Source organism: Bacteroides muris (ex Afrizal et al. 2022), assembly GCF_004793475.1.
Lineage (GTDB): Bacteria > Bacteroidota > Bacteroidia > Bacteroidales > Bacteroidaceae > Bacteroides > Bacteroides muris.
In genome coordinates, this window is the sequence record NZ_SRYZ01000064.1 from 1 (window position 1) to 20,555 (window position 20,555).

Below are 20,555 nucleotides of genomic sequence, written 5' to 3' on the forward strand. Positions count from 1 at the left end.
ACGAAGAGGAAAGTCCTGAATCACTTTCTCATCAGTAAAACCATGGGAAATCACGGTTCCACTCTTGTAATCGGAACGTTCCAGGTAGTGTTTTTCATCAAGCCAGACTTCGATTTTCACAGAGTCGTCATGCCAACCGGAAATCTCGAAATGCTTCATTAAAACTTCGGGGAAGATGAATCGTAGTAACTTATGTAGGGGCGATTGGAAGGCATTGGGCAGATAATTTTAATATGAACGCAAAGATAGTACACTTTCGAGTATTAACATAACATTCCTATCGACAAATTCTCCAAATCGCTTATCATTTCCAACATCGAGGTGTTGCTCAACTATTGCATGCGTTTCTACGAGAGGCAGTTCATCACGCGCGAGGACATGAATCACGATGCGTTGGCTCGTTTCGAGCGGCTTCTGGACGATTATCTCTATTTGGGGACGGCAGCGAAGGAAGGCATCCCGACTGTAAAGTATTTCGCAGACAAGATTTGTCTTTCGCCCAATTATTTCGGGGATTTGGTGAAACAGGAAACGGGCAAGACGGCGCAGGAGTACATACAATTGAAGATGATTACCATAGCCAAAGAGCGGATGCTCGATTCGGCAGGTACAATCAAACAGATTGCTGAATCGCTGGGCTTTCAGCACCCGCAGCATTTCGTCCGGTTCTTCAAACGACAGGGGGGCTGCACGCCGAAAGAATTCAGGAACAGGATGACGGTTTCTTAAATAATCTGATATACAAAAAAAATGATTTGATTCACATTTTCATTCTCTTCATCTTTAAAACTGAACCCCAAATGTCCGATGATGAGATAGCCGGCAATTCCTTGCTCGACTTCACAAGGTTGATGGTACACTTCTCCAATTTGTAGAGCAACGCTATCCCTTATCCACTTTATGCACCCTGAACTTCTGTCCGAAGAAGTGGCCTTGAGAAAGACGGTTGTTGTCTGCACGTTCGATTGCTCGTACATAGTGAGGTCTGTTCCATTCCACATCATCTAAACGCACCATCACGCAGTGTGTCTTCGGATTCAATGTGGGATTTTTCTCGCCTCGTGAGTAAAAAACATCGGAAATGAAGAATGAACAACAAACGGTGACCACTTCAATCAGCGGCAAGTACTACTCTCCCTGAAGATGGCGTACGGGGCACATAGCATCACGACATGCAGGGCAACAATAGAGCGTTTCAGCGCGAAGTGCAAGATTTACCGGGAGGCTTTTGAGCGTGCCCATAAGAGTGGAGTAGAAACATTGTTCAAGCGGGTGGCTCTGTACGCGATGACTATATGATTGAAACTTGTACTAATAAGGTGTATAAAAAATATACCCGCCTCCACGGCTGCATAGCTGTAGAGGCGGATTCCTTTTTTAGTAAGTCTTATCTTGTATGTTATTCTTGGTTTTTGATGTTCTCGTCTACCATTTTTATCTTTTCTTTCACAAGTTCGATGTCTGCTTTCAGCTTTTCCACCTTGCGGTTAATTTCTGTCAGCAAACTGTTTCCCTTCTTGGAAGAAGTGGTCAAAAAGCCGAGATTGTTTTCATATGTCTGAAGATCGTTCTTCATATTGTCGAAGGCGCGTACCAATTTCTCGCGTTCCCGGTAAAGGGCTTGTGGACTACCTTCCTGAATGGAGCTGATAGTCGACTTGAAGTTACTTAGCTTCTTGTTGGAGGCGCTGATGTTGAAGCGTTCAAACAATTTGTCTACTTGGCTGTGATATTGCTTATAGATTCGGTCTTTCTCTTTGAAAGGTACATGCCCTATGCCGTTCCACTCTTTCATGAGGTTGCGTACCAGTTGGATAGTTTCCTCTGTATCCATTTGGTCATCGATAGCGTTCAGTTTTTCGATGATGGCTTTTTTCTTTTCCAGATTTTCCTGCTCTACGCTGCGCTGTGAAGAAGTGGCTTTGTTCTTTTGTTCGAAGAAGTAATCACAAGCGGAGATGAAACGTTTCCATACGGCATCCGAATATTTTTTGGCTACCGGACCGATGGTTTTCCATTCTTTCTGGAGTTTGGCCAGTTCATCGGCGGTTGTTTTCCAGTCGGTACTGTCCTTAAGAGCTTCTGCTTTTTCGCACAAGGCACGCTTCTTTTCCAGGTTTTCGTTCATACCTTCCTTCAGGGTCTTGAAGAACTCTCCCTTTTTACGGAAGAACTCGTCGCACGCTTTGCGGAAACGTTCGAAAATCTTCACATTCATTTTTTGTGGAGCGAAACCGATGGTTTTCCATTTGTTTTGCAGTGCGATGACTTCTTGCGTCTTGCTCTCCCAAGAAGCAAAGTTTGTCAGTTCTTTGTAGTCGATGGTTTCTATGATTTCGCAAATTACAGTCTTTTGGTCAAGATTGTGTTGTTCCACTTCCTTCAACGCTTCGAAATGTTGTTGGTGACGTCGGTTTACGGCCGTAGAGGCAACTTTGAAACGTGCCCAGATTTCGTCGCGTAGTTCCTTGGCTACCGGCCCCGTATCACGGAATTCCTGATGCAGCTTCTGTAACTGATGGAAAGCTGAAACTACATCAGCTTCATCTGCCAACTTTTCGGCAGCTTCACAAAGATGTGTCTTGATTTCCAAATTCTTCTTGAAATCGTATTCGCGAAATTCATTGTTCAGTTTCAGAAGGTCATAGAATTTCTCAACATACAATTGATAGTTTTTCCAAAGCTCGTTGACCTTGGCTTGCGGAACGAGTTTAACTTCGTTCCATTGCTGTTGTAGTTTCTTGAACTCCGTATAGCTTTTGTTGGCGTCATCCGGAGATTCAACCAGTTCCTTCAGCTCTTCGATGATGGAAAGCTTTATCTGCAGGTTCATTTCCTTCTGCTTCTCCAGTTCGGCTGTGAGCGCACTTCTTTTTTCTTTGATGACGGACATGATATTCTTGAACTCTTCCTCTACACTGTCTGTTTGTGGAACAAAGTTCTCCGCGGCGCCTCCGTTTTCAATAAACAGTTTTTTGGCCGCTTCCTGTTCAGCATTGTGCAGCTTGTAGAAAGATTGCTTCAAACTGTCTATTTCAGGTTTTGCCACGTTCTCCACGTCGGCAACCACCTCTTTGAGTTTGGTAAGTATTTCCTCTTTCGTAAGCTTCTGAACTGGCTCTATCGGCTTTTCCGAAACGATTTCTTCAGCGGGAGTTTCTGTTGTTGCCGGTTCAGAAACCTCTGCTGCCTTCTTTTCTTCTTCTAATTCCACCGGCTTTTCGGGGAGATTAGTGTCATGAGTGTCCGTCATTGTATTTACTTTTTTAGAAACGGGTTCCTCCCGTTTGGGTTATATTAAGTTACAAATTAATGAAATAAAATGATTACTTCATACAATTAGCCTTGATTTTTTTCTATTTTTTGTTTTTATGACAGTAAGACAGTGATGCCCATGTACAGCATCATGCCTATAATGTCATTGGTGATGGAGATAAACGGACCGGTGGCAATGGCCGGGTCAACCTTCAACTTCTCTAAAGTCATGGGAACCAGCGTTCCGAAAATGGAAGCGAACATGACGACTGCAAAAAGGCTGATGGAGACGGAATAAGTAACCGTGGCCGTAGCTCCGAACCGGATAAAATTATAGATGTATACCAGCAGAGAGATGATGGTTGCATTGATGACCGCTACTACCGCTTCCTTGGCTACCTGTTTGAAGATGTCTTTGGCATCCAGTGAACTGTTGGCAAGACCTTGCACGATGATGGCCGATGACTGGGTTCCTACGTTTCCACCCGTACCGCCAATCAACGGAATATAAAGGGCCATTTCCGGATGGGCGGCGAAAGTCGTGTCGAAGTTACCCAATATCATGGAGTTGCCTATACCGCCCAGCATGCCGATGAGCAGCCATGGAAGGCGGGCAGAAGTCTGGCGCATGACATTGTCGTCCGTTTCTACATCTTGAGATAAACCGGATGCCAGCTGGTAGTCACGTTCCGACTGTTCGCGGACTTCGTCCATGACGTCGTCTACGGTAATCTGGCCTACCAGACGTCCGATACTGTCTATAACAGGAGCTGCCACCAAGTCATACTTTTCGATGATTTGTACCACTTCGTCAATGGGGGTGTCTACATGGACGGAGATAGGATCTTTCCGCATCACATGCTTTACCTTAGAGACAGAAGGGGAAGTTATCATTTTCTTTAATGGGAATACCCCTTGCAGACGGTCTTCGTCGTCGATGACGTATACATAGTAAATTTCATCTAACTTTTCAGCTTGCAGGCGCATTTCCTTCAGACACTCCGGCATACTCCAGTTTTCATTGACAGTTACCATTTCCGTACCCATCAAACCACCGGCAGTGTCTTCATCATATTTCAGCAGGTCAACGATGTCACCCGCCTGTTCTATATCTTCGATGTGCGAAAGTACTTCCTCCTGCTTGTCCTCATCGAGTTCGCGCATCAGGTCTACGGCATCGTCCGTGTCCATATAATCCACGAAACGCTTGGCAATGGTTTCCGAAGGAAGAAGTTCCAGGAATTCTTTCCGGACATCTTCGTCCATTTCAACCAGTACGTCCGCTGCCGTTTCGTTGTCAAGGAGGCGGTAAACGAAGCGGGCTTCCTCCAAGCCGAGGTCATTGCACAGTTCTGCAATATCTGCCGGGTGTAGGTCGGTCAAAAGTGTTTTGACATTTTCCGCGTCTTTCTGTTCTATCAGGCTTTTGACTTTTTCTATGTATTCTTCGTCTATTTCCATGATTGTTCGTGTTTAATCACTAACTGTTAATCATTAATCGTTTTCAATGCCTGCTCCACCTGGTTGGTTAGCTGAATAAATTCCTTTACGGACAGTTGTTCCGGGCGTTTATTAAATAATACGTCCTCCGTCAGTGGACAGTCTTTACCGAGTATCGGTTTTATAGAGTTTCGCAAAGTCTTGCGTCGTTGGTTGAACGTGGTTTTCACTACTTGCTTGAACAATTTTTCATCGCACCCTAAATCATGCGTTTCATTGCGCATCATGCGGATGACGGCACTTTTAACTTTTGGGGGCGGATTGAAGACATGTTCGTGTACTGTAAACAAGTATTCTACTTTGTACCATGCTTGTATCAGTACGCTTAGGATTCCGTATGTCTTGCTGCCCGGTCCGGCTGCTATACGTTCGGCTACTTCCTTTTGTATCATACCCGTACAGCAGGGAATGAGGTCCTTATATTCCAGCATTTTGAAGAATATCTGGCTGGAGATATTATATGGATAGTTTCCTGTCAGCACAAAGGGATGTCCGCCAAACAACTGTTGCAGGTTCATTTTGAGGAAATCGTCCTCGATGATGTTGTCTTCCAGTTGCGGATAGGCTTCCCGCAGGTAGGCCACTGACTCGTAGTCCAGTTCTACTACTTTGACGTTGCGTTCTTTGGGCAGAAGGAACTGGGTCAGTACCCCCATTCCCGGACCAACTTCGAGGATGGGGATTCCGGGACAGGTGTCTACTGTGTCGGCAATGTCCTGCGCCACTTTCAGGTCATTCAGGAAATGCTGGCCGAGAAACTTTTTAGGTTTAACTAATTTCATTTATCAACTAAATCATTACTTTTGCTCCGCAAATATAGGTAGCAGTGTGAATAGCAACCTATATTTATACGGAGCAAAGGTAGTTCTTTTCGATGAAGAATGAAGAATGAAGAATGAAGAATTTGGGAATATCGTATGAATAAGCTGTTAAAAAAGATATTGAAAATCATCTTACCCATTTTCTTGGGCGGTTTTATCCTCTATTGGGTGTATCGTGATTTTGATTTTTCGAGGGCCGGAGCAGTGCTTCTGCGTGGTACGAATTGGTGGTGGATGTCATTTTCGTTGTTTTTCGGTGTCATGAGCCATGTGGTTCGCGGCTGGCGTTGGAAACAGACGCTGAAACCGCTTGGTGTCCGTCCTGTGACGAGTGATTGCGTGGATGCCATTTTTGTGTCGTATGCGGCCAATCTGGCACTGCCTCGCATAGGCGAGGTTTCCCGTTGCGGAGTGCTTGCCAGATATGACAATGTCTCTTTTGCCAAATCGCTTGGAACCGTGGTGACCGAACGGCTGATTGATACATTGTGTATTCTGTTGATTGCCGGACTCACCTTTTTGTTGCAGATGCCTGTCTTTTTTCGATTTTTTGCTGAAACCGGAACAAAAATCCCCTCGCTGATGTATCTGCTGACTTCCCCTTGGTTTTATGTTGCTCTTTTTTGTGTAGTCGGTGTGTTGGTGCTTCTTTATTACCTGCTGCGCATGCTCTCTTTCTTTGAGAGGGTGAAGGGGGTGGCACTGAATGTATGGGAAGGGATTCTGTCACTCCGCGATGTGAACAATGTGCCTCTGTTCATCTTTTATACGGTTCTTATCTGGCTCTGCTATTTCTACCACTTCTATATTGCTTTCTATTGCTTTCAGTTTACAGAACACCTTGGGTACCTTGCCGGACTGGTGATGTTTGTCGGTGGTACCTTTGCCGTCATTGTTCCCACGCCCAACGGGGCAGGACCTTGGCACTTTGCCGTCATCACCATGATGATGCTCTATGGCGTGAATGCTACAGATGCCGGTGTCTTTGCACTGATAGTGCATGCAGTGCAGACATTGCTGGTTATTGTGCTGGGAATCTGGGGAGGAATACATTTGTCCTTGGTCCGCCGGTAGCGACGGCTGTGCCTACCAGCGGAATAGCGGAAAGATTTCTACCGACCAGTAATCCCACCATCGGTTCAGTTTCCGTTTGCATTTCTTGCTCCAGTCGTACAGTTCCCACCACTTCAGGTGATAGTCCGCCTTCTCCGAAAATTCGGGAGTGGGGAACAGAGTCATGCAAATGCCCTTTATCCATAGCGTGTTTAGCTCCTTGGGCCAATATTGCATGGGTCCGAAGTCCGGTTCCCACACAATGAATCGCTCTCCGTGCATTCCGTAACATACGGCATAACCGATTCTGCCGAAATCGTTTTTGGCAAAAAGAATGATGGGCAGTTTCATTCGGGCAAGTAGTTCGATGTCTAACAGGCGTAAGTCGGCCTGCATTCCGGCACGGATAGCAGCTTGTTTCATGCCGCCTAAAGAGAGTTTGCCGTCCACGGTGCACCATTCTGTCAGTTTTTGTACCTCTTCCGTTCCGCCATAATACTTCATTACGGTCAGCAGGCATGCCACTTCCAGGCTGCATCCATCTTTGGCACGTACAAACGATTTTTTGATTTTGTCTAATTCGTCTTCACTCATAATCAAGTCTGTTTTTCATTTCTGGGGCAAATTTGCATCGTGGGTCCGGAAAGTCCCAGCAATCAGCCCCATAAGCTTTTATTATATCACTCCAGCAACGGTTCTGGTAACCGAAGCAAGAATCGAACAATGCACACTTGTGACATTGGCTCCGTGTGCTGATGTCGCTTCGTGTCAGATTGTACAGTTGCAGCGCCCGTTGTGAATTCCATACTTCTTTCAGGCTATTCCTGCCTACATCTCCTATGATGAAATGCGGGTTCCAGTAAAGCTGTTCGCAGATGGTTGCTTGTCCGTCAGGCAGGATGAAAAGGTGTGTGGTAAGTGCCGAGCATTCGCTGCCACTGAAGTTGCAACTGCCCCCTTCCGTCTTTCCGAACTGTTTGTTCATGGTCTCTTCTCCCAAGATGATGGGAAAGGAACTGTGTTGTGCCATAAGCGGGCGCATTTGTTTGAAGAGAGTGGCTATTTGTTCTTGTTTAGGCTTCAGGCAAATGAATTCATTGATTTCTTTTGTGATGGAATTGCTTACAGGTACAATTCGCCAGTCTCGTATCCGTTTCAGCGTAGTGAGTTTCTGTAGCATGCGGGCCAGCACGCCGATGTCGCAATTGTAAGTGGTCAGCACGGACGAAACCTGATAGTCCAAACTGCTTTCGTCCAGCATTTGCAGGCCTTCCAGCACGGCTTCCGTATACCCTTTGCGTGTCCCAATGGATGTTTGCAGTACTATCTCGTCGCAAGCATCCAGCGACACTTGTATGGTTCCCCGGTAACCGATGTCGGTAAGTGCGGCAATCCTTTCGCTGTTCATGGGCATCTTGGTTGATATATATTCGGGGGCGATATCCAGTTCGACTAACTTCTTTAAGACGGATTGCCAGTCTTTGTGCAAAAACACTTCCCCTCCAATCAGGTTCACCTGCCGCACTTGTATTTGGGCAGCTTCGTCTATCAGTTCCATGATGCGTCCGGTGGGCAACGGTGTGTCTGCTATCGTGCTTGTGTCGGCATAGCAATATCGGCAATGTGTGATGCATCGGTTTGTCAGCATGAATGTGACTATTGCCGGTCCGGTGTAGAGCCGTCGGGTTTTCAAGTCCAGTTTTTTCCAGATGAAGCTGTCGGCATCCAGACGGTCGAACCGTAGATTCCCTTCGGCTTTTTCCGCCTCAATCAGCACCCGTTTAGGGAAGTAGATTCTTCCTTGCTGCGAATTGGTGTAGATGGGTTGCGGGTTCTCAATGAATTCGGCCACCCATTTTTCTATTGTCCGGGGGCTTTTGCAGAAATAGTCGCAAAGCAGCGGAAGAGTTTCCCTTATAGTCCGGTTGTGGGTGAAAAAGCTTAGCAAGGCTGCTTGCAGCGGGTGTATGAAAGTCTGCCAGTTGCGGGAACAGTCTTGGTCTGTCCCGCCTCTGGAGAATAGCACTACCCGATGTATGTCATGCCTTAAGTGATAGTGCGGGTTGAGCAGATATACTTTATCAAGGTTTATCATTGTCTTCAGAGGTTGTTTCCTTTTGGCCGGTGTTGTTGATTCCCGACAAATAACATCCTAATCCGCAATTCTTCACAGGTTCCGTGTCGGTTCCTCCTTGCACGTCCATCAGTTCGTTGATGTCCAGCAATTCTTCTTCCTGATTTTTCCGGTCGCATTTTTCGACAGTCTTTTTTGATTCTTTCTGTTCCATGTTGCATATCTATTTAAGTTATCTTAATTCCTTTCTTTGAACAACTGCATGACAGGCGAGAATATCCTGTCGAGCACACTTTTGCTCGATGTGATGATTTCCGCTTGTCCGCTCATGCCTATCTCATAATCCGGTTTTTTCCCCTTGGTGGTAATCATTCCGTCCGGGAATTCCACCTCCACCGCATAGCTTTTGTTGTAGGGGACAAAGGAGATGGAGGTGATTTTCCCTGATAACGTGCCATACGTATGTGCTGGATACTTGTTCAGCGCGATGTCCACCTTGTCGCCGGCGGTTATTTCAGATACCTCGTTTTCCGATAGTCTGATGTGTCCTACCGGGTTTCCTTTTTTCTGCGAGACAACGGTGCATAGCGTGTCGCCTTCGTTTATCTTCCGGTTCATGCTCCAGCTCTTTCCCCAGATGACGGTTCCTTTGTTGCGGCTTTTCAGCAAGTTGTTGCTGTCCCATGTTCTCAGGCTGTTGACCATGTTCTCGTAGGCTATCTCCAGTGCCCTGTGGTGTTGGGCCATCTCCATTTTATGGTCGATTTCCAAGTCGAACATTTCCCGCTTTATTTTCAGCAGGTCCAGTTCGTCCGCCTTTCCGCTCCGGGCGAGTATTTCCAGTTCCTTGTCCAGATACTTTTTCTTTTGCGGATAGAGGTCGAACTCCCGATACATCAGGCAGGCCCTTACGGCTTGTGTGAATTGTTCGTATGCCGGGGTCATTTCTCCCATAATCAGGTCGAAGGGATAATCTTGCAGGTAGCCGATGTCCATGGTGCGGTAATACTCCTCTACATTGGTCAGTACCTGGCAGAATCTTTTCACGTCTTTCAGCGAAGCCGTGTTTTTCAGTATTCCCAGCGTGTCGTTTTCTTTGACCTGCGACCGGTTTTCCACGAAGAACCTTTCTATCATGCCGGCACGGTTCGCCGTAATCCACTCCACGCTTCCCGTGTCGTCTATGCGTATGTGCTTTTTCACGGTGTCGGGATACTGGAACAAGGCTGCTCCTGCCACCAGCAATGCCACCAGCCCATATACGATGTAGCTTCCTGTATGTATCAGCCAGTCGGGCATGTCGCCCAGCATGTCGTTGCTGTCTCGGCTGTATATTTCCACTTTCTTCGTGTCCGGTTTATAAATCTCTTCCATATCTCGGTCTGTCATGCACTGAGTTCCAGTTGGTTTTTAACTAATCGGAAGTAGTCTCCTTGTTTGGCTATCAGTTCCTCGTGCGTGCCTTTTTCTGTGATTTCGCCTTCTTTCAGGACAACAATCTGGTCGGCGTTTCTTACGGTGCTGAGCCGGTGTGCTACGATGACTACCGTCTTGTTCTTGAAGAACAAGTCCAGGTTGTGCTGTATGGTCTTTTCGTTGTCGGTGTCGAGCGCGTTGGTGGCTTCGTCAAAGAACAGATAGTCCGGGTTGCGGTAGATGGCGCGTGCTATCAGCAGGCGTTGCTTCTGCCCTTGGCTCAGTCCTTGTCCGGTGTTGCCTATTTTCGTGTTGTATTTCAGCGGCAGCGATTCAATGAAGTCGCGTATGTTTGCCATTTCCACGGCATAGAGCATCCGTTCCTTGTCGATGGCCTCGCCGTCGGGAGCGATGTTTCCGGCTATGGTGTCGCCGAATATGAATCCTTCCTGCATCACCACTCCGCAATGCTTGCGCCATTCCTTGAAGCTGATGCGCTGTAGCGGGCGGTTTCCTATCCTGATGTCTCCTCCGGTGGGCGGATAAAAGCCCAGCATCAGTTTCACCAGTGTTGTCTTTCCGCTTCCGCTGAGGCCTACGATGGCTGTAGTCTTTCCTGCCGGAATGTGCAGTGAAAGGTTCTTGATGACCTGCCTTGATTTTTCCGATCCGTAGGAGAACAGCACATTCTGTAGCCGTATGTCTTCATTTCCCGTGATGTCCGCTTCCGGGCTGTTGTTGTCTGCCTCTTCGTCCGGTTTTCCGTGTATTTCGCCTAGGCGTTCCAGGCTTAGCCTGGCATCCTGTGTGCTCTGCATGAATGCCACGAACTGGCTGACGGGGCCTTGCATCTGCCCGATGATGTACTGTATGGAGAGCATGATGCCCAGCGTGATGTCTCCTTGCAGCACGGCAGTGGCCGACAGCACGGTGATAAGTATGTTCTTCACTTCGTTGATGAGCACGGCGCCCACTTGCTGCCATTGTCCCAGATTGAGCGAGCTCATGTTGATGCGGAACAAGGCAGCCTGGATATTTTCCCATTCCCACCGCTTTTGCTGCTCGCATCCCAGCAGCTTGATGTCCTGCATGCCGTAAATCAGCTGCATCAGGTTGTTCTGGTTCAACGACATCTGCTCGAAGTTCTTCCGGTTCAGGTCGGCCCGTTTGCGCATGAAGAGCCTCACCCAGCCTATGTAGAGCAGGCTGAACAGGGTGAATACGAGGAATATCTTCCAGCTGTAGACGGCAAGCACCACCCCGAAGATGGCCACGGTGATGGCAGCGAAGAGTATTTGCAGCACCGATTGTGTCAGGAAACTCTCTATCTGGTTGTGGTCTTCGATTCGTCTTATCAGGTCGCCTGCCAGCTTGCTGTCGAAGAACTTCATGGGCAGGCGCATCAGCTTGGAGAGGAAGTCGGAGATGAGCGACACGTTGACCCTCGTGCTGATGTGCAGCAAGATGCAGCGGCGGATTACCTCGATGAGGGTGCGGCTGAACACCAGCATCAGCTGTGCCGCCAGTATCAGCCAGATGAAGTTCAGGTTCCGGTGACCTATACCTTGGTCTACGATGGTCTGCGTAAGGAAGGGGAACACCAGTTGCAGGATGCTTCCTGCCAGCAGGCCCACCACCAGCTGCACCAAGGCTTTCCGGTAGGGGCGCACGTAGTGCAGCAGATACCAGAGCGAGAGTTTCTCATACTTGATGGGTTCCGCCTCATAGAACTGCGGGGTGACGTCAATCAGCAGTGCGATACCTTTCTCCATGCCTCCTTGCCGGGTGCTGATCCAGCAGTTTTTCAGTTCCGCTTCTTCGTATTTCAGCAGTCCGTAGGCAGGGTCGGCAATGTAGAAGAAGGTTTTCCCTCTTTTTTTCTCCACTTTGTATAGCACCACGAAGTGCTCCTGGTTCCAGTGCAGTATGCACGGCAGTTTGGCTTGCGATTTCAGCCTTTCGATGGTGGTGCGGATGCCGGTGGCGCGCAGCCCTATGCTTGCTGCCGCTTCGCTGATGCCCAGCAGGTTCACTCCGGTGCGCTGGATGAACGATTGCTCCCGCAGTTGCTGCACGGAGAACGTCTTTCCGTAGTGCCGGGCTATCATGCGCAGGCAGGTGGGGCCGCAGTCCATGCCGTCTAGTTGCTTGTAGAATGGGAATTTCTTCATCGTTTCTGTTTTTTGGTGTCTATGTATTGTATCAGCCGGTCTGCCACCTCGTCCAGCCGTTGGTTCTCCTGTTCATAGAGGCTGCACAGGGTCTTTTGCTGCTCCACAAGGCATTCCCGATTGCCCAGCATGTCCATTATGCGTCGGCTCAGCTTGTGCGGTGTCATGCGGCGTATCTCCCTTGGCGGCAGCACCAAGGCAGGCACGTGGGCAAAGACGCATTCGGTCTGTATGTTCCAGTCGTCTGCCACCAGTGCCAGGTCGCATAGGGGCAGCAGTGCCTGCAAGTCTTGCGGACGGTAGACGGCAATGTTGTCGGGCAGTGCAAACAGCTTTTCGTCTGCTTTCCCTTGGTTGGTCAGCACTACGAACTGGTGGTCCGGGTGGTCTGCACTGTGCCTCCTGATGGCTTGGTATGCCTGTTCTGCATTGTCTGTGCAGCCGTTCCCTTTCTCCAGTATGCCGATGATGACTGTTGCCGCACGTCTCTCTTTTATCTCCTCCAGTTTTTCGATGAAGTCGGCTTCCCTTGCTCCTTTCGACAGGGGCGTGTAGGGCGAAGGAGGCAGATAGAGCGTTTCGGCATCCAGTTTGCCGTTTTGCGCCTCTTCCTGCGTGGTCACAAAGAGGTAGTCTATCCCGTGCCGGCGATAGAGTGCCGCACGCTCCTGCAACAAGAGGTCGAGCAGCGTCAGGTCGGGGACAAACCAGTGCAGGTCGTCGGGATATAGCACTCGTCCGATGCCTTTGCCCAGCAGTCCGGAGGTGAAGACGGAATCGGAACTGTCCGTATAGTACACTTCATTTCCTTTCCTGCTTATCAGGCATGCTAATCGGACGGTGACTCTTACCCTGCCGGTCTCCTGCCGTATGTCGAAGAGCAGACTGTACATTTGCGCGGCAGTCGTTTAGTTGTTGTCCGACTTTAATCCTAATGCCGAATAGAGCGTGGCTCCATTATAGTGGTACGTGCTCTGATATTTGTCGTAAAGGATGTCGGTGCCCAGCTCATAACGGAAATAAGCGAGGTACTCGAAGAATGTGGAACGCGACAAATCCAGTTTCCTGGCAAACTCTTCGGGGGTGCCTGTGCACCGGTGCTGAATCATGAAGTCCATGCGCAGCACTTTCTTTAGGTCGATTCGTTTCATGATGCTTCTGTATTTTGAGTCATTATTCATTGATTCCTATTTATGGAAGTTGCCTTCCAAGTGTCTGTTCCCTGGCCCTGTCAGTTCCAGCAGGTATGTTCCCGATGGCAAGTTGCTGATTGGAATGAGGATGTTGGCAGTGGCCGTTTCAGGAATCATTTGCTGATACTGCGTTTCTCCGGTGGTCGGGCAGATGATGCGGATTGTGATATCGCAATCCGGTTTATTGTTTTGGATGTTGATGAAATTGCCGGAAAGGTAGGCGGAGATGGGGATGGTGGGGAGGCTGCGTTCTATTTTATTGTCCTCGTTACTATTATTCCACGTTCCTTTTGTTTCAATAGGGGTAATTTCAAAAATAGAAGAATAACCTTTTGAAATAAATAAGAAGCACATTACAATGCTTGCTATCAGTGCGATATGCACAGATTGTTTTTTTACTCTTTTTGTTTTCATATTTTTTTATTTTTATTTTGTTGCAAAAATAGGATATATCAAGGAGTCTTTTGTAGACATGGCAAGGACAGGATATAGACATAAAAAAAGGTAATAAACTAAAACATAGATTATTACCTTTCAATATAGTTCGTGCAAATGGACAGATGCTACTTCAAAAGTTCCAAACCCATAAATCTAAGGTTTGATTTTGCTTGAATGCTGCACATTGTTGTACTATGCGTTCTTTTAATCGGTATTTTTGTTTTGAAACCGAAGCAGAGGAAATGCCTAAAGCAATTGCCATATTGGTATTACTCATGTTGAGTTTTATTAGGCAACAAAGATGTATTTCATATTCTGTCAAAGCAGGAAATCTCTTCAATAATCTTTCTGTAAAATTATCGAAGATTGAGTTGGTAGCTTCTTCTATGTCTTTCCATTGCATAGTATCTATATACTTAGGTTTCGTTGTTAGGTTATTGAGAATTTTTGTACTTTTAATCAATTGTTTTGATAGTATTCTTTCTCGATCGTGCAGATACTGGTTCTCTTCGGTCAGTTCATTCAGCCTTTTCAGTTCTTCCGATTGTGCGTTGAGCGAGGTAGAGTATTGTTCTATGTTTCTTTGCAGAGTATGGTTTTCATGGGCCAGTGCCTCGTTTTGTTGTTGTATTTCAGCGTATGTTCTGTTTAGTTCCTCTAATTGTTCCTGCATGTCTTTGTTAGCTTCTATTTGGGTGGTAAGTTCCTGCATCATCGATTGGTTATGCTTGATTACAATTTCATTTTCACTTATTTGCATCATGCTTTGGCGTATCCCTTCTTCTTTCTTTTGTATGATGCGTTCTTTCCTCATCAGTTTATGTTGATAGTTGTATATAAGAATTGCTATGACACAAATTAGTACAATCAATATTATCAGTGCATTTCGGGTATTTTTGTCTTTTTCTATCTTTAGTTGATTCTTTTCGTTGATAAGTTTTTGTTGATTGTACTTTTCTTGCATTTCGGCTAATTCCTGTTCCTTATGGGAATCAAAAATAGAATCGAATCCATTCAAGAATTTGTCATTGTAAAATATAGCTTCTTGGTATTTTTTCTCTCTTTTACTTAATTCATATAAAGCATGGTAAGCAGCATTCACCGTATTGACACTTGCTTTATGACCTACAACTTGATTTAAATAATAATATGCGGAATCTATGGGACCTATTTCTCTGTAAATATTCCCGATTACCAAGTTTATTTGTCCTTTAGATACTCCTATATTGCTACTGTTAATAGCCTGTTTTGAATAGTATAAAGCTTTTTTATAATCCTTGATTTCAATATAAATACCAGCAAGTTCATTAGAAGCAATTGCTACACTTCTTGTTATATGTTTTTCTTTGGCAATTTCAATGGCTTTTTGATAATATTCAATTGATTGATTGAACCTTTCCAATTGACCGTAAGTCCTACCAAGATAAATTAAAGAAGCAATGATATACTTACAGTTTTGTGATTGAAGTGCATATTGGTATGATTTATTAAATGCTTCAATAGCATACTCTTTATAAAAACGGAGTATGTATATACATCCTAATTCTGCATAGATTAAATGGCACAGTTGATAGTCATTAGTTTTCTCTGCATACGTTGTTGCTCTTAGAAGAGAATTTTGTGCCTCTTCTATATTTCTGTTATCATGAAAAATTTCTCCTTTTAGATACAGCACTAATGCCTTTCGTTGTGCATCCTCTTGTTTCATAAAGTAATTGTACGCGATATTGGCTAAAGAGTCATTCTGCTCTATATACATCTTATACTTTGCTTGCGTCATCAACAATGCCCAAGTGGCATGTTCCAATTTCTGTGCAGCATCCGGCATTTTCATATTCTGTAATATATGCAATGCGCTGTCTGGGTACTCATACATGACAGTTTCTGCCTGTATCAGTTCTGCCAACGATACGGAAGAGTGTTCCTTTGAAGAACAAGCAGCGAAAAATAAAAAAATAACAGATACTGCTATAATGGTTTCAAAATGGATATTTTTCATTGTGTATTCTTATAAAAATAACAAAATTGGCTGCAAATATAAAATATCTTTGAATTATAGCCAAGCAAAAGTGTTACAATCACAGGTGTTTGAAGAAACTTATACCTGACACAATCGGATTGAAAATCCGATAGAATAGAATTCCATATTACCGTTGCAAATGTAAGGTAGGGGAATCCGACAATGGCGGATTGACTCTTTTCTTAAAAGAATCGTGTAACTGATGATTTTCTTTTACATATCTTTATGCAACATACCATCTCGCTTTTTCCGGCACCGGGAAAGGCTGGGTTCCTCGGTGCCGAAGAGGGAGGCTCTCGGTGTCGAACCCCTCGTTCTCCGGTGTCGGTCAGCTACCCTTGCGAGAGGCTATTCTGGGCAGGGGTAAAGGAAGAAAACAGGTAAGGGGTGAAATGCTTACAAATTACATCTATAAATGAACTAATATCAAATGTTTTTTTAGAAAAATACAACCAGTCTGGTTTTGTCGGACTCCCACGATTTACATTTGCAGTCAGAATTAGGTAACGTATCAGCGTTATCATTTTGTTGTATTATTTAAATGATAAAAAACATGGAAGAAAAAGAAAAAGCGCAGTTGGCTTCAAATTTGAAGAATGCTGCAGAAGAAATGTTAAGTTTGAACGAGATGGAAAATGTTGAAGGTGGCGGTATTGTGGATATTAATCCTAAGTGTGTTCAAAACAAAGTTGCTGGTTGTGGATGTACAATTGCAAAACCAGATGACAGCGTAATCCCTTAAAGTTTAAATTTCTTTTAATGAGAGTGTGTCGGAACAATTATATAATCTTTGTGAGTAACTTGTTGTGACATGCTCTCTTTGCATGTTTTGATATATAATGAAGCTATGGTTGAGAGTAAATATAATTATTATATCCAAAATGGTAATGATACGATTTGTTTGAATGGAATCTCAAAGGCTGTTTTTTCAGTGAATAAATCTTCCTTTGATTTTATTAAAGTATTATTGTCCGATGTGGAATTGCAACAGCAAGAAGAGGCTATTACAAAGGAACTTGTAAGAATGCGTTTTTTGGTAGAAGACAATGAACAAGAGACAAATTATCTGTTAGAAAATAAGAGGAAGGATGCGAATAGTTCTTTGTTTCATTTGATTTTGAATCCTACACAAGATTGCATATTCAGGTGTTGGTATTGTTATGAGACCCATAAGAAAGGTGAAATGAGCAAGACTACTTTGGAAAGCCTGAAGAAACTTATAATAAAGGTTTTGGATAGAGAAGATATTGATAAACTGATGTTGGGATGGTTTGGGGGAGAACCTTTGATGTATTTTGATGAAATTGTATATCCTTTGTCTGTTTTTGCTAAAGAAGAAGCTGAAAAAAGAAATAAGGGTTTCTTCTGCAATATGACATCCAATGGATTTTTGTTGACAGAAGAGGTTGCGAAAAAATGTACATTGATAGGTTTGAACACAATTCAAGTGACATTGGACGGTGACGAAAAGAGGCACAATAAGACTCGAAATATGAAAGGACAACCCTCTTTCAGGAAGATAATAGACAATTGTGTGGGTTATTGTTTGGATACTTCAAATAATCGAGTACTTTTGCGGATTAATTATACGGACGACACCATTCGGCTGGATTTTGCAGAAATCTTGGATATTATACCTGTGGGTGTTCGTGCTCAAATTGAAATACAATTTAAGAGGGTTTGGCAAACATACGAAAAGAAGACGGACAAGACTCCGGACGGGCTGCTTGATAATGTGGAGAATTTGAAAAAGAAAGGTTTCCACTTGTCTTGTGGAATGGATTTTGGCTTTGTGGAGGGATGTCTTTGTTATGCGGACAGGAACAATTATGTAAATCTGAATTTTGACGGAAAGGTATATAAGTGTACCGCGGTGGATTATAATGAAAAGAATGCGTTGGGGTATTTGAGTGAAAATGGTGATATTGTGTGGGAAGATTCTATACAGCATGATTTGAGCTTAAAACCGTATGTGGAGGATACCAAATGTATGGAATGTAATTTGTTGCCTATATGTGGAGGTCCTTGTTTCAGACGCAAATATGAGTCTGTCGCTCAAAATAAGGATTTTTGCATAAAAGAACTTTTGGATACGGATGTGGATATGTTTGTGAAGCAATATTACAATGATACTTTGCGGAAAATAGAAAGGCGCCGCACTCTTGCAAATATATAACTAAATGAATAGAAGATGAAGAAGAATTTACTTTGCTTGTTGTTTATTATCTGTGCCGTGACAAGCTTATACGGGCAGAATATCCGTATTTCGGGTATGGTGTCGGACGAAAAAGGAGAACCGATGCCATCTGTGAACGTAGCTTTGCGGCATATCGACTCCACGTTTGTTGCTGGGTGCGTGACTGATTCCCGGGGAATGTTTGCCTTGCGGCAATTGGAAGTGGGCGACAGCTACCTGTTGCAGGTATCGTTTATGGGATGTGTGCCACAGACCATCCGCTTGGACAATGTGGAGAAACCGATGGAGGTGGGTACGATTGTGCTGGTGGAGGATGCCGTGTCGTTGCAGGGGGTCACGGTCACTGCATCGAATGTGATGAAGAAGGTAGACAGACAAATTATCCTTCCGTCGCAAAGGCAAGTAAAAGCCTCTTCTTCGGGGTATGAACTGCTGGCACACATGCAGTTGCCCGGACTGAAGGTGGATGGCGTGCAACAGAAGGTGTCTACCGTGGGTGGAGGAGTGGTGCAACTGCGCATCAACGACATCCAGGCCTCGGTGGCACAGGTGCAGGCGTTACGGCCGGAGATGGTATTACGGGTAGAGTATATCGACAATCCGGGCGTGAGATACGGCGACACGGATGCGGAAGCGGTAGTGAACTATGTGGTGAAGCGTCCGCAGGCGGGCGTGATGGGCGGATTCAGCGCCATCAATGCCGTGACTACAGGCTTCGGGAATGACAACTTGTATCTGCGTGCCAACTACAAACTATCGGAGTTCGGCCTTGATTATTACATCAGTTATCGCGATTATGACGAACGCTATGTGGACGAGACCCAAACCTTTTTCTTTCCCGATGGCGGGCAGCGCAATCGCGTGTTCGGGAAAGTGCCTACTGCCTTCAACTATGTCACTCACACCATTGAGGCAAGCTACAACCTGACGAAGCAGGATAAATATGTGTTCAACGCTCTGTTCACGGAAGAGATTGAAGACTATCCCCACAACGACATGGGGGAGGTAATCCGCGAGGTGGGAAAGCCCGACCTTTACAGCATGACACTGGCCGAGAACTACAGCCGGATTCCCTCGCTCGATTTGTATTATCGGCTGTTCTTGCCGCGCAACCAGCATCTGACGATGAACGTGGTGGGGACATACCTTTATTCGGACTACAAGCGCGATTATCGTGAATCGGGCGAGATGGGAGGAGAGCCTTCGTCGCAATATGCTTATGCCACCAAGGGCAAACGCTATTCGCTGATAGGGGAAGCGGGATACCGGAAGGACTTTAGCCAAGTGGCTCTTTCTGCCGGGTTGAAGTACACGCAGGCTTATACGAGCAACCGCTACACGGGAGCAGTGGACGAGGCAGTGAACATGCACAACTCCACCCTCTACGGTTATGTGCAGTTGCAGGGCAAATGGGCCAAGTTGAAGTATGCTTTGGGAGCGGGCATGTCGCGTGAGGCGTTCGACCGCACGGGTGAGGGGTATACTTTCTACACTTTCCGGCCTATGTTGACTGTGGCATATCCGGTATTCAAGGGTGCAAACTTGAGTTATGTTTTCAATACTTATCCCACGCTGCCTTCGTTGTCGGCATTGAGCGACATCAGGCAGCAAAAGACGGACTTGGAAGTAAACCGGGGAAATCCCGGATTGACCCCTTACCGTTCATACAACAATCGCCTGAGGCTCTCTTGGGGGAACGGAATAGTGAATGCGCAACTACAGGGAAGTTACCTTCATCAAAAGAATCCCATTATGCAGCAGGTGGCGTGCGTGGCGCAGCCCGACGGAAGTTACCTCTTCGAATACAGCCAGGACAACCAGAAGCGATTCTCGCAACTGAACGGACAATGCTACGTGGGCGTGACGGTGGTGCCGGACTTGCTTTCGGTCAGCCTTTATGGCGGTGTGAACCGGTTTGAAAGTCGCGGCAGGGAGTATGCGCACGACTACACGGCGTGGTATGCGGGCGGTAGCGTGTCGCTGAACTACAAGGGTTTTACCTTCTATGGCGAAATGGGAAACCGCTACCGTTCGCTTTTCGGCGAAACTCTGAATTATGGAGAGGAAACCGGTACCGTGCAGTGTTCTTATCAGTGGAAGGACTGGAACGCAGGAGTGGGGATGCTTTATCCATTCAGCTCGACCAGCCGGACGGGAGGCTACAAACTGCTGAATAAACTGCACCAATCCAAGAGTTGGACGTATATAGACGACAATGCGCGTATGCTTTACTTTACGCTGTCGTGGAAGTTCAGCAGCGGGCGCAAGCATCAGGCAGGCGACAAGACGATGAACAATGCCGACCGGGATACGGGGATTGCAATGTAGGTTAGCTCATTATACGGTTCCCATTGAGAATAACTAAGTAGTTATTCATAATTATTTCACCTATGTCGAAATTACATTATCTTTGCTTC

The 20,555-nt window shown here is 45.8% G+C and carries 16 protein-coding genes and 2 pseudogenes; 5 read left to right on the forward strand and 13 right to left on the reverse strand.

Features of this window, described 5'->3' with window-relative positions; genetic code table 11:
* Positions 1-279: 279 nt before the first annotated feature.
* Positions 280-729: pseudogene (locus E5355_RS17365) on the forward strand (helix-turn-helix domain-containing protein); the annotation flags it as partial.
* Positions 730-760: 31 nt separating this feature from the next.
* Here the strand turns inward: E5355_RS17365 and E5355_RS17370 are convergent.
* The 4 genes and pseudogenes from E5355_RS17370 to rsmA form a co-directional block, all read right to left on the reverse strand.
* Positions 761-1,017 (reverse strand): annotated as a pseudogene (locus tag E5355_RS17370) (hypothetical protein).
* 382 nt (positions 1,018-1,399) lie between these two features.
* On the reverse strand, positions 1,400-3,253 hold the full coding sequence (locus E5355_RS17375) for a DUF349 domain-containing protein (protein ID WP_136011315.1): 1,854 nt from the start codon (positions 3,251-3,253) through the stop codon (positions 1,400-1,402).
* Between the two features lie 116 nt (positions 3,254-3,369).
* Positions 3,370-4,716, reverse strand: a complete 1,347-nt coding sequence (mgtE, locus tag E5355_RS17380) for a magnesium transporter (RefSeq protein ID WP_168354373.1) — start codon at positions 4,714-4,716, stop codon at positions 3,370-3,372.
* A 26-nt stretch (positions 4,717-4,742) separates the two neighbouring features.
* Complete coding sequence (gene rsmA / locus E5355_RS17385) at positions 4,743-5,537, reverse strand: 16S rRNA (adenine(1518)-N(6)/adenine(1519)-N(6))-dimethyltransferase RsmA (protein ID WP_136011316.1); 795 nt, start codon at positions 5,535-5,537, stop codon at positions 4,743-4,745.
* A 135-nt stretch (positions 5,538-5,672) separates the two neighbouring features.
* Here rsmA and E5355_RS17390 point away from each other — a divergent pair, with 135 nt between their 5' ends.
* A complete protein-coding gene (locus tag E5355_RS17390) occupies positions 5,673-6,650 on the forward strand; it encodes a lysylphosphatidylglycerol synthase transmembrane domain-containing protein (RefSeq protein WP_136011317.1) in 978 nt (325 codons plus the stop codon).
* Between the two features lie 12 nt (positions 6,651-6,662).
* On the opposite strand, the gene E5355_RS17395 is transcribed toward E5355_RS17390, so the two are convergent.
* From E5355_RS17395 to E5355_RS17435, 9 genes are all read right to left on the reverse strand, one after another.
* A complete protein-coding gene (locus tag E5355_RS17395) occupies positions 6,663-7,223 on the reverse strand; it encodes a cysteine peptidase family C39 domain-containing protein (RefSeq protein ID WP_136011318.1) in 561 nt (186 codons plus the stop codon).
* Positions 7,216-8,724 (reverse strand): radical SAM/SPASM domain-containing protein, encoded by a 1,509-nt coding sequence (locus E5355_RS17400; RefSeq protein WP_136011319.1) that lies wholly within the window; start codon positions 8,722-8,724, stop codon positions 7,216-7,218. The genes E5355_RS17395 and E5355_RS17400 overlap by 8 nt, the downstream gene beginning before the upstream one ends.
* Positions 8,711-8,917 carry a hypothetical protein gene (locus E5355_RS17405; protein ID WP_136011320.1) on the reverse strand — a complete coding sequence of 69 codons (207 nt, stop codon included), beginning with the start codon at positions 8,915-8,917 and terminating at the stop codon, positions 8,711-8,713. The genes E5355_RS17400 and E5355_RS17405 overlap by 14 nt, the downstream gene beginning before the upstream one ends.
* Positions 8,918-8,940: 23 nt before the next feature.
* Positions 8,941-10,077, reverse strand: coding sequence for an HlyD family efflux transporter periplasmic adaptor subunit (locus E5355_RS17410; RefSeq protein ID WP_136011321.1), 1,137 nt, complete (start codon positions 10,075-10,077; stop codon positions 8,941-8,943).
* Positions 10,078-10,088: 11 nt separating this feature from the next.
* The gene (locus E5355_RS17415) at positions 10,089-12,290 is read right to left on the reverse strand and encodes a peptidase domain-containing ABC transporter (RefSeq protein WP_136011322.1); all 2,202 of its coding nucleotides are present in this window, start codon (positions 12,288-12,290) and stop codon (positions 10,089-10,091) included.
* Positions 12,287-13,183, reverse strand: a complete 897-nt coding sequence (locus E5355_RS17420) for a hypothetical protein (protein WP_136011323.1) — start codon at positions 13,181-13,183, stop codon at positions 12,287-12,289. Before E5355_RS17420 ends, E5355_RS17415 begins: the two co-directional genes overlap by 4 nt.
* Before the next feature lie 15 nt (positions 13,184-13,198).
* Positions 13,199-13,441 (reverse strand): hypothetical protein, encoded by a 243-nt coding sequence (locus E5355_RS17425; RefSeq protein ID WP_136011324.1) that lies wholly within the window; start codon positions 13,439-13,441, stop codon positions 13,199-13,201.
* Positions 13,442-13,477: 36 nt separating this feature from the next.
* Positions 13,478-13,897: a DUF3244 domain-containing protein gene (locus tag E5355_RS17430; protein ID WP_136011325.1), complete on the reverse strand. Its 420-nt coding sequence runs from the start codon at positions 13,895-13,897 to the stop codon at positions 13,478-13,480.
* A gap of 154 nt (positions 13,898-14,051) precedes the next feature.
* Positions 14,052-15,920: a tetratricopeptide repeat protein gene (locus E5355_RS17435; protein WP_136011326.1), complete on the reverse strand. Its 1,869-nt coding sequence runs from the start codon at positions 15,918-15,920 to the stop codon at positions 14,052-14,054.
* A 574-nt stretch (positions 15,921-16,494) separates the two neighbouring features.
* Here E5355_RS17435 and E5355_RS17440 point away from each other — a divergent pair.
* The 3 genes from E5355_RS17440 (at position 16,495) to E5355_RS17450 (ending at position 20,466) form a co-directional block, all read left to right on the forward strand.
* The gene (locus tag E5355_RS17440; protein WP_136011327.1) at positions 16,495-16,683 is read left to right on the forward strand and encodes a hypothetical protein; all 189 of its coding nucleotides are present in this window, start codon (positions 16,495-16,497) and stop codon (positions 16,681-16,683) included.
* Positions 16,684-16,788: 105 nt separating this feature from the next.
* Positions 16,789-18,117 (forward strand): radical SAM/SPASM domain-containing protein, encoded by a 1,329-nt coding sequence (locus E5355_RS17445; protein WP_168354374.1) that lies wholly within the window; start codon positions 16,789-16,791, stop codon positions 18,115-18,117.
* Positions 18,118-18,132: 15 nt separating this feature from the next.
* Complete coding sequence (locus tag E5355_RS17450; RefSeq protein ID WP_136011329.1) at positions 18,133-20,466, forward strand: carboxypeptidase regulatory-like domain-containing protein; 2,334 nt, start codon at positions 18,133-18,135, stop codon at positions 20,464-20,466.
* Positions 20,467-20,555 lie beyond the last annotated feature (89 nt).

Excerpts from the sequence above, each read along its gene's own strand:
- E5355_RS17375 (WP_136011315.1), bottom strand. The coding sequence starts at position 3,253 with ATGACGGACACTCATGACACTAATCTCCCCGAAAAGCCGGTGGAATTA.
- mgtE (WP_168354373.1), bottom strand. The coding sequence starts at position 4,716 with ATGGAAATAGACGAAGAATACATAGAAAAAGTCAAAAGCCTGATAGAA.
- rsmA (WP_136011316.1), bottom strand. The coding sequence starts at position 5,537 with ATGAAATTAGTTAAACCTAAAAAGTTTCTCGGCCAGCATTTCCTGAAT.
- E5355_RS17390 (WP_136011317.1), top strand. The coding sequence starts at position 5,673 with ATGAATAAGCTGTTAAAAAAGATATTGAAAATCATCTTACCCATTTTC.
- E5355_RS17395 (WP_136011318.1), bottom strand. The coding sequence starts at position 7,223 with ATGAGTGAAGACGAATTAGACAAAATCAAAAAATCGTTTGTACGTGCC.
- E5355_RS17400 (WP_136011319.1), bottom strand. The coding sequence starts at position 8,724 with ATGATAAACCTTGATAAAGTATATCTGCTCAACCCGCACTATCACTTA.
- E5355_RS17405 (WP_136011320.1), bottom strand. The coding sequence starts at position 8,917 with ATGGAACAGAAAGAATCAAAAAAGACTGTCGAAAAATGCGACCGGAAA.
- E5355_RS17410 (WP_136011321.1), bottom strand. The coding sequence starts at position 10,077 with ATGGAAGAGATTTATAAACCGGACACGAAGAAAGTGGAAATATACAGC.
- E5355_RS17415 (WP_136011322.1), bottom strand. The coding sequence starts at position 12,290 with ATGAAGAAATTCCCATTCTACAAGCAACTAGACGGCATGGACTGCGGC.
- E5355_RS17420 (WP_136011323.1), bottom strand. The coding sequence starts at position 13,183 with ATGTACAGTCTGCTCTTCGACATACGGCAGGAGACCGGCAGGGTAAGA.
- E5355_RS17425 (WP_136011324.1), bottom strand. The coding sequence starts at position 13,441 with ATGAAACGAATCGACCTAAAGAAAGTGCTGCGCATGGACTTCATGATT.
- E5355_RS17430 (WP_136011325.1), bottom strand. The coding sequence starts at position 13,897 with ATGAAAACAAAAAGAGTAAAAAAACAATCTGTGCATATCGCACTGATA.
- E5355_RS17435 (WP_136011326.1), bottom strand. The coding sequence starts at position 15,920 with ATGAAAAATATCCATTTTGAAACCATTATAGCAGTATCTGTTATTTTT.
- E5355_RS17440 (WP_136011327.1), top strand. The coding sequence starts at position 16,495 with ATGGAAGAAAAAGAAAAAGCGCAGTTGGCTTCAAATTTGAAGAATGCT.
- E5355_RS17445 (WP_168354374.1), top strand. The coding sequence starts at position 16,789 with ATGGTTGAGAGTAAATATAATTATTATATCCAAAATGGTAATGATACG.
- E5355_RS17450 (WP_136011329.1), top strand. The coding sequence starts at position 18,133 with ATGAAGAAGAATTTACTTTGCTTGTTGTTTATTATCTGTGCCGTGACA.